Genomic DNA, 8,548 nt, shown 5'->3' with positions numbered 1-8,548 from the left:
GCGCGCTTAGCCCGCCGCAGCTGCCGCGATCGTTTGGGTGCAGATCGGGCGGCCATTGTCGGCGCGCAGGGGCAGGAAGGTGGTTTCGACCGGCCCGCGGTAGCGATAGACGTAGCACCCGTTGCTGGGGTCGATCTTAACCGCGGTCAGATCCTGGTTCTTGGCAGCCACCAAGCGCACCCCTTCGGGCAGTTCGGTGAAAAACCCTTGGTCGTTGGTCATCTTGTCAGTGGTGGTCTGTACATCCGCACAAGCAGCCAGCGCCAATACGGCACAGCCTGCAATCCAAACCCGAACGCTCATCGTGATATTCCTCATATGAATTTGCTATGCAGCTAGGGTATTTCGCCGGAGTTGTAAAACAAGGGCGCGTGTTTCTGGGTCACAAACTGTTGCATTGCTGCCGATGGCCGCGACTAGTCGTGCTCTTCATAGGTGCCTGCGCGTTTTTCAAGCTTGCGCACCAGCGCGATGATGATCAGCGCGAGGATCACGGTCATGCCTGCAATCGTCCATTCGCCCAACCCGCAGGCCACGCCAACGGCGGCGGCGACCCACATGCTGGCCCCCGTGGTCAGGCCGCGCACCTTGCCTTGGGAAAAGACAATCAGCCCCGCGGCAAGGAAAGCGACTCCGCTGGTCACCGCCTCGATGATACGCAGGGGGTCCATCCGGATGGTGTCGCCGAATTCGGCGCTGCGGGCGAGCAGGGCGAGGGTCAGCAGACAGTAGATGCACGACGCGAGGCCGATCAGCATATGCGTGCGCAGACCCGCAGGCCGTTTGGAGGTTTCGCGTTCAAGCCCGATCAGCCCGCAGAATACCACCGTCGCAAGGGTGCGGGCCATAACGACCGACAGGGGCAGGCTGGGGGCGAGGGAGAATTCGTTCAGCAGATCTTCCCACATCAGCGTGTCTCCTGCGCGCAAGACGGGTGCGGGAGAGGGGGGCAGGGGGCGGAACTGGGCATGGGGGCAATCCGGTCTCTTGAAAGCTGATGGTTTGGATATAGGGCGGTGACAGAAAAAGACCGCCCCCGATGTGGGGACGGTCTGCGTCGTTAACTTCTGTGGATCAGATCCAGTAGTTCGGCACCATATAGTGTTCGTGGGTCCGGCGCTCCCATTCGCGGTCTGTCACCCAACCGTCGCTGCGGGTTGGTGCGCCTTTGACCTGCTCTTCGGTGATGTCGGTCACGAAACCTTCTTTGGTGGTGTCGTATTCAAGCTTGCCCCACGGCACGGGGTGGTGATCCTCGCCCAGGCCCAGAAACCCGCCAAAGCCCATCACGGCATAGGCGACCTTGCCGGATTGTTTGTCGATCATCAGATGGTCGATGGACCCGATATGCGTGCCATCGCGGCTGTAAACAGTCGTACCATTCACGTCAGAGGAAGATACGAGGCTAGAATGTGATGTCGCAGTCATGTCGAAACTCTCCTGTGTTGTGGTTACCTGTAGTTGAAACGACAGAGGCGGCGCGGCGGTTCCGCGTCCGTCGAGGGGCGGCTAACTTCTGCCGATGGGCGTTGTTTGGCCGTGGGGGCACGGGGGCTTGGAACTTTGGGTAAATGCGGCGGGTTGGTCTTTGACCAATCGACCACAGCTGGCCGGTTCAAACCCAAGCATGAAAAGGGAGATTCCAATGAAATTCGCACTCACCACCGCCGTGGCCTGCGGGCTGATGACAAGCGCCGCTTTCGCCGCCGAGACGACTGCGCCGGTTATGGATGCCGAGGGCGCAGAGGTCGGAACCGTGACGGTCCAGGATACCGAGTCCGGCGTGGCGCTGGCAAAACTGTCGCTATCCAACCTGCCCGCAGGGGGCATTGCGGTGCATTTGCATGAAACCGGTGATTGTTCGGGCGACGGGTTCAAATCCGCTGGCGGACATATCGCGGGGGACCGCGAGCATGGCGTGTTGACCGCCGGTGGCCCACACCCCGGTGATATGCCGAATGTCACCGTGGGCAGTGATGGCACCGTAGAGCAGGAAGTGTTCCTGCCGTTCCTGAATGTCGAAGAGCATCTGATGGATGACGACGGCGCTGCCTTTGTAATCCACGGCGGGCAGGACGATTACAGCTCGCAACCTTCAGGCGATGCGGGCGACCGGATTGCCTGCGGTGTCTTTGGTGCTGATCCCGCCTGACCCCCCTTCGGCAAACGATGATTTGAACGACCAAGGCCGCGCCCCCACTGGCGCGGCCTTGCTTTTGCTGGCATAGGCTACCGCTGGCACCCTGCACGGACAGGGGGCAAACCGCCGGATCAATCAGCAAGGTTTCCCATGGCAAAAACACCCAGCCCCTGTATCGACGTGTGCAAGTTCAAACGCGAAGGCCATTGCATCGGGTGTTCGATGACCAAGGCGCAGAAATCCATGTTCAAATCGCTGAAAAAAGAAAGCCACCGCGTCGGCTTTATCCAGATGCTGACCGCGCAACAGGAACGTCTGGGCAAATACAGCCATTGGGATCTGGCCTATCGCAAGAAGCTGGCAAAACGCAAAATCGCGGCCGAGAAGCTTCTCTAGCCGCGATTTGATTTTGGGTGCTGACGGGATCAGCGGGCGGGCGGGTTAGCCTGCGAGGTGTGCGCGCAGGAACCACGCGAATTTCTCGTGCTCTGTCCCGCGTGCGATGCACAGATCTTCTGTCAGCGTGTCGCCATGGTCGGCGGCCAACTGGCCCGCACCCGCGATGGTGGAGGCCAGCGTTTCCTGCGCTTCCATCATGACGCGGATCATTTCCTTGTCGTTGGCGTGGCCATCATGTTCGTTGATCTTGGACCGCTTCAGCATGCCTGCAAGCATCCCTTCGGCATGGACATCAAGGGCGCGAATACGCTCTGCCAGATCATCCTGCGCGACAAAGTGGTCTTCGTAGATCTTCTGGAACAGGTCGTGCAGCGGGCCGAAACCCATGCCTTTTACGTTCCAGTGAAAGTTTTGCGCCAGCATTGTCGTCACGGCGGTTTCCGCAACGCATTGGTTCAATGCATCGGCGATTGCTGTTTTTGCATCGGTTGTCAAAGCAGCTGCTGTCTGGTTCATTTTCTCGTCCCCAAGTGATTAAAATTCTGACTGGCTGGCACGGTACTAGCTTGCTGTCCATTCAACATAGACACCAAAAACGGTTTGCCAAGGTCTTTTTGGAATTATTCTAAACTTGAGAAAACTGCTCGGAAATCTGGCCAAGAAGATAGCCGATATAGCGTCGGTCCGCAGGGGCCACGCGCGACTTGATCAGGAAGTTGAGACTGGCGGGATCGTCCTCGCGGATGCTGGTGAGGCAGCGCAGGATCCATGCTTCGTCGAACGATAGCGTGTCTGTGCCCGGCGCGAACCAGACGACCTTGCGCTGCACCGCATTCGGCAGACATTTGATCAGCGTATCCACAAATGTGCGTTTCGCGTCCTCGCCATCAAGGCTGAGCAGGGCGCAGGCTTCGTAAAGATCCGTACGCGCGGCGACGCGACAGGCCATCGCCGACATCCGCAAATGGGTCAGCGCGATGCGTTGTTCGGGGGTGATACGGGGGGCGGGAGCCTGTGCCGGAGCGTCGTCGCGGTCGAGGATCGGAAGGGTCGCCAAAGATGCCATATCAAGAGAAGTCCATACATGGGGCAGGGTTCGGGCCTGTCCGGTTGAATATCTTACTTTATTTATAGGGTATAAGCATCGCCCCGACAAGGGGGAGTGTTTTAGTGGGGTATTTGAAAATATTATGTAAATACATGGGTGTAGGCAGGACGCCGCTTGTGGCGGCCAAGTTTGTGACGCAGCGGCTTGCCCCGACGCGCTGACCTGATTAGGTCTCGGGCAAGTGAATACCTTACTATTTCAGTTTGACAATAGCCGCGAGGCGGTTCATTTCCGACTAAAACAGTAAGGGACAGAATTCCATGCAAATTTCAAGGATTGCCTTGGTGGCCGCGCTGGCCGCATCACACCCCGCCTATGCGCAGCAGGCGGATACGCTTGATCTGGGGACGCTCACGCTTGAGGCGGAAAGCGATGCGACGCTGTTGCAAAACGGGTATGTGGCCGAGTCGGGGCGTCAGGCCACGCGCGTAGACACCCCCATCCGTGACATCCCCCAAGCGATCAGCACCGTCGGGCAGGACCAGATCGAAGATCAGGAGCCGCGCACGCTGCTGGACGCGTTGGGTTATACCTCGGGGACGAATGTCACCAACTTCGGTTTCGACTCGCGCTATGACGCTGTCTATCTGCGCGGTTTCTCGGCCTATTATGACGGGTTGTTCCGCGATGGCCTGCGTCAGGTGAACGGGCCGTCGGCGTGGTTCCAGAACCACCCCTACACGTTCGAAGGGGTTTCCGTGCTAAAGGGGCCATCGTCGTCGATGTATGGCGTCAGCGGTGCGGGCGGTCTGGTGAATATCATTTCCAAACGCCCCAAGGACGAAGCCTATAACGAGCTGAAGCTGACCTTTGGCACCGACAGCCGCAAAGAGCTGGCGTTCGATTTCACCAGTCCCGTCGGCACCGACGGACGGCTCAGCTATCGTCTGACCGGTGTGGCGCGGGATGCGGATACGCCACTGCCGGGCTATAGCGATGATCTGGCGCTGCTGGCCCCGTCCTTCACCTATCAATTGACGGATCGGACCAAGATCACCGTGCTGACAGAATATTCTGAATCAACACGCGGCGGTACGGCGTCTTACTACAACCCGTCGCAGGGCGAAGCGTCTGATATCTATGTCGGCGATCCTGATTATAATGACTTTGTGAACGAACAATGGCGCGTCGGCTACGAGCTTGAGCAAGAGATGGACAATGGCGTGACCCTGCGCCAGAACCTGCGGTATTCCGAAGTGGATGCGGATCTTGAGTTCAGCGGCATCTATGCGGCGGGCACGGGGTTCGGGCGCTACTGGGGCCATTATCTTGAGAATTCCGAGAATTTCTCGGTCGATACCTATGCCGAGGGGCATTTCTCTACCGGTGCGTTTGACCACACGGTTGTGGCCGGTTTCGATTACACGCAGTCGTCCTATGACGCCTATTATGGCGGTGTCGGCTATGTCTCTGCCGCCGACACGGATGCGGTGGATCAGCCCTATTCCAACGGTCAGGAAATGTACCAGTATGGCGTCTATGTGCACGACCAGCTGAGCTCCGGCCCGTGGACGATGTTCCTGAGCGGCCGCTACGACTGGGTCGACATGACCACCTTTGACGCCAATCAGAACGGCACCGATACATCGCACAACGGTTTCTCGGGTCGCGTCGGTCTGAGCTATGCGTTCAACACCGACCTGTCGGTCTATGCCAATGTGTCGAGCTCTTTCGTGCCGACCACAGGGCTGGTCTATGACGACAGCACCGACCCCAACAGCGGCCGTTCGGCAGAGCCGACACGCGGGCTGCAAAAGGAAGTGGGCGTCAAGTACCAGCTGCCGGGCACGGAAAGCCTGGTCACCGCGTCGCTGTTTGACATCCGTCAAGAGGACGGGGTTGTCTTCCAGACGGTTGATCCGGCGACGTTCAATGGCTTGAACCAGGTGCAGGTGCCCTATGACCTGCGGTCGCGCGGGCTGGAGATTGAAGGCCAGTTCAACTTTGCCAATGGTCTACGCGTGACCAGCGCCTATACCTATCTGGATATGGAGATCGAGGCAGGGTCCACCGGCACCGTGGGCAACCAGCTGTCGGCCACGCCGCATCACACCGCATCGATCTGGGGCTTCTACGAGCCGCAAAGCGGGGCGTTCAAGGGCTTTGGCTTCGGGGCGGGTCTGCGCTATGTCGGCGAAAGCTATGGCGACGATGCAAATACCTACAAGAACGATGCCGAAGTCTTTGCCGATATGTCGCTGTCCTATGACTTTGGCGAAGTCGGCTATGACGGGCTGAGCGCGCAGATCAACGTCAAGAACGTCTTTGACAACACCGACCAGACCTGCAGCGCGGACTATTGCTATCGCTACGAAGGGCGCACCGCGACGGCCAGCGTCAGCTACCGCTTCTGATGGCGCGGTCCGGGGGAACTTGGGGTGTCGTCGGCGCGATCGGCGGCATCTATATTGCGCAAAGCGTGATTGCGGGCGTCACATGGTCGGGGCTGCCGGGGGTGTTGCGCGCGCAGAAGCTGCCCCTGGACCAGATCGGGTTGATCTCGGTGCTGGTGCTGCCTTGGGCGCTCAAGTTCCTTTGGGCACCGAGGGTTGAACGGTTCCGGCTGCCGGATGGCGGGCGGGACCGGTCGGTCACGATTGTATCACTAGGCGCTGCGGTGGTGATCGCGGCGCTTTGCGTGGTGGGGCTGATCGGCCCGTCGCCGGTGCTGCCTGTTTTGGCGGTGCTGATGGTGGCAGCCTTTGCGACGGCCACGGTGGATATTGCCTGCGACGGCTATGCCGTGGCGGCGTTGAAGGAGACGCAATACGGCTGGGGTAATGCGGCGCAGGTGGGCGGTGCCTATCTGGGGGCTGCGATCGGCGGGGGCGTGTTCCTGATCCTCGTGGACCGCGCCGGATGGCTGGCGGGCGCATGGGGGATGGCGGCGGTGATTGCTGTGCTCTGCGTCCCCTTTGCGATCATCGCGCGGGCGAAAACCGCGCAGGCGCGACCGCATCAACCGCGACTTAGAACCGCCTTGGCCCGCGCCGAGGTGCGTCAGGGGTTGCTGGTCGCGGCGCTTTATGTCGTGGCGCAGAAAACCGCGATGGGGATGTTCGGGCCTTACTTTATCGACGCGGGCTATGATCTGGGTCAGCTTGGACTGCTCAGCGGGGTCGGCAGCCTGACCTTGGGCTTTGCGGGGGCGATGACCGGCGGTGCAGTGGTGCGCCGTTTTGGCACCCGCGTGGTGCTGGCCGGCGCGGTGGCGCTTCAGGCGCTGATCCTCGGGGTGGTTGGCCTGTCGGCGGCGGGTGGCGTTTTCGCCGCCGCGACGGTGGCCCCGATTGCGATGGTCAGCAGCGCGGCCGTCATGGCCTTTGGTTTCGTCGCCCTTTACGGGCAGTTCATGAACTGGTCCGACCCGAGGCAGGGCGGCGTCGATTTTACCTTGTTCCAATGTATGGATGCGGCGGTGAGCATGGTCTCGGGCATGGTCGCCGGGGTCATCGCCGAGCATCTTGGTTACGGTTTCTTTTTTGGTGTGGCCTGTGCCGTCTCGCTTGCGGCATTGCCGCTGATCTGGCGGGTCTCGGGGCAGCGCGCACCGCAACAGGGGATGGCCCATGTCTGATCACACTGCACAAACCGAATTGCCCGGCGTCAACTTCGCCGCGCTGCGTCAGGCCACCTTGGCCGAAGCGGCAGAGCATGACCTGCACGTCGAACAGGATGGCGCGCAGGGAATTGTCGTGGGCACCTATTATGGGCGGATCGCCTTTGCCCCGTCGGGTGCCAATTGCAAGGCCGAGATATCGACCGCGCGCGCCGATTTCCTGCAGACGTTGAAGGACAGTCTGGTGGATCAGATCGGCAGCGTTATGCCCGATGCGGCGCAGGCGATCCGCTGGTCGGATGGGATACGTCAGGGGGCCTTGCCCGATAACGCACGGTTGATGACGGTGCAGCACCGCGAGATGCTGGACTGCGGGTTTATGCGGGTCACGCTGGCGGGCGATGTGGCGCGGTTCTCTGACAGTGCGATCCATTTCCGCCTTGGCATCGCGCAACCGGGCAAGACCCCCCAATGGCCCCGCATCGGAGAGAACGGGGCAACCGTCTGGCCCAAGGGTGACCACAAGCTGCATCTGCCGGTCTATACCGCGCGGCGGGTGGATCGGGAAAACGGGTTGTTGGTGTTTGACCTCTTTATCCACGAAGGCGGGCGCACCACCGATTGGGCGCGCAGCGTTGAACTGGGGACGCAGATCCTTGTCACCGGACCGGGCGGCGGCGGCTGTACGATCACGGGGCCGGTGTTCGGATTTGCCGATGATACCGCCTTTCCGGCCATTGCCCGTATCATGGAGGCGAACCCCGATCTGACAGGGCGCATCATGCTGTATCCATCGCACGTAGATGCCGCGCATTATCCGCTGCCAAAGCACACAGGACTGGAGGTTGTCATCGCCAGCGAGGCCGCGCGTCCCACGATGGGGCAGGCGGCCTGCGACGCGGTTTCATCTGCGGCGGACGGGTTTTTATGGTTCGCGGGGCAAAAGGCAATGGCGACGCAGGTGCGCAAGATGTGGAAAGAGCACGGCGGCGCGGCCGAGCGGTCCTATATCTCGGCCTTCTGGTAACGCGCTGCCATTGAGACAAAAAAGGCAGCCCATTCAAGGGCTGCCTTTTCGTTACTTGCACCGGATGGCGCGCCTTACGCGGCGCTGGCGGATACCAGCAGTTGCGCCTCATGCGCGCGCAGAGACCGCCGGGCGGCGACAAAGTTGGACATGCCGTCAGCCGCATCGAGTTCGGGGAACAGCGACAGGATCTCGCTGCGTTGTTCGGACTGGATGCCGGCCATCGAATGTGCCCCCGGCTGGAAGCTTTCGGCCCATGTGCCATCCGCAAACACGACCTCGTGGTTGTCAAACAGCATGTGGATGTAGCTGACC

At 60.6% G+C, this 8,548-nt stretch carries 11 protein-coding genes; 5 read left to right on the top strand and 6 right to left on the bottom strand.

Annotated elements, in window-relative coordinates; translation table 11 throughout:
• Positions 1 to 6: 6 nt before the first annotated feature.
• From B3849_RS02505 to B3849_RS02495, 3 genes are all read right to left on the bottom strand, one after another.
• Complete coding sequence (locus B3849_RS02505) at positions 7 to 303, bottom strand: hypothetical protein (protein WP_037953403.1); 297 nt, start codon at positions 301 to 303, stop codon at positions 7 to 9.
• A gap of 113 nt (positions 304 to 416) precedes the next feature.
• The gene (locus tag B3849_RS02500; RefSeq protein WP_278426099.1) at positions 417 to 908 is read right to left on the bottom strand and encodes an MgtC/SapB family protein; all 492 of its coding nucleotides are present in this window, start codon (positions 906 to 908) and stop codon (positions 417 to 419) included.
• A gap of 166 nt (positions 909 to 1,074) precedes the next feature.
• Positions 1,075 to 1,428, bottom strand: a complete 354-nt coding sequence (locus B3849_RS02495; RefSeq protein WP_174226631.1) for a PRC-barrel domain-containing protein — start codon at positions 1,426 to 1,428, stop codon at positions 1,075 to 1,077.
• A gap of 217 nt (positions 1,429 to 1,645) precedes the next feature.
• On the opposite strand from B3849_RS02495, the gene B3849_RS02490 reads away from it, so the two are divergent.
• On the top strand, positions 1,646 to 2,152 hold the full coding sequence (locus tag B3849_RS02490) for a superoxide dismutase family protein (RefSeq protein ID WP_005848745.1): 507 nt from the start codon (positions 1,646 to 1,648) through the stop codon (positions 2,150 to 2,152).
• A 138-nt stretch (positions 2,153 to 2,290) separates the two neighbouring features.
• Positions 2,291 to 2,536 carry a DUF1289 domain-containing protein gene (locus B3849_RS02485; protein ID WP_009824242.1) on the top strand — a complete coding sequence of 82 codons (246 nt, stop codon included), beginning with the start codon at positions 2,291 to 2,293 and terminating at the stop codon, positions 2,534 to 2,536.
• Positions 2,537 to 2,581: 45 nt separating this feature from the next.
• On the opposite strand, the gene B3849_RS02480 is transcribed toward B3849_RS02485, so the two are convergent.
• A complete protein-coding gene (locus B3849_RS02480) occupies positions 2,582 to 3,055 on the bottom strand; it encodes a Dps family protein (RefSeq protein ID WP_184584081.1) in 474 nt (157 codons plus the stop codon).
• 109 nt (positions 3,056 to 3,164) lie between these two features.
• A complete protein-coding gene (locus tag B3849_RS02475) occupies positions 3,165 to 3,605 on the bottom strand; it encodes a hypothetical protein (protein ID WP_278426100.1) in 441 nt (146 codons plus the stop codon).
• Between the two features lie 302 nt (positions 3,606 to 3,907).
• On the opposite strand from B3849_RS02475, the gene B3849_RS02470 reads away from it, so the two are divergent.
• From B3849_RS02470 to B3849_RS02460, 3 genes are read left to right on the top strand one after another with little or no spacing between them, the layout of a single operon-like run.
• Positions 3,908 to 6,001, top strand: coding sequence for a TonB-dependent siderophore receptor (locus B3849_RS02470; RefSeq protein ID WP_286779775.1), 2,094 nt, complete (start codon positions 3,908 to 3,910; stop codon positions 5,999 to 6,001).
• Positions 6,001 to 7,224, top strand: a complete 1,224-nt coding sequence (locus B3849_RS02465) for an MFS transporter (RefSeq protein ID WP_286779774.1) — start codon at positions 6,001 to 6,003, stop codon at positions 7,222 to 7,224. The genes B3849_RS02470 and B3849_RS02465 overlap by 1 nt, the downstream gene beginning before the upstream one ends.
• Complete coding sequence (locus tag B3849_RS02460; protein ID WP_278426103.1) at positions 7,217 to 8,233, top strand: siderophore-interacting protein; 1,017 nt, start codon at positions 7,217 to 7,219, stop codon at positions 8,231 to 8,233. The genes B3849_RS02465 and B3849_RS02460 overlap by 8 nt, the downstream gene beginning before the upstream one ends.
• 74 nt (positions 8,234 to 8,307) lie before the next feature.
• Here the strand turns inward: B3849_RS02460 and B3849_RS02455 are convergent.
• Positions 8,308 to 8,548, bottom strand: a 241-nt coding sequence (locus B3849_RS02455; RefSeq protein WP_286779773.1) for a Hint domain-containing protein, incomplete at its 5' end; no start/stop codon positions are given.

It is taken from the genome of Sulfitobacter sp. UBA4523 (assembly GCF_002388305.1).
GTDB lineage: Bacteria > Pseudomonadota > Alphaproteobacteria > Rhodobacterales > Rhodobacteraceae > Sulfitobacter > Sulfitobacter pontiacus.
The sequence above is the reverse complement of the archived record's forward strand: the minus strand, read 5'-3'. Positions and strand labels throughout refer to the sequence as shown.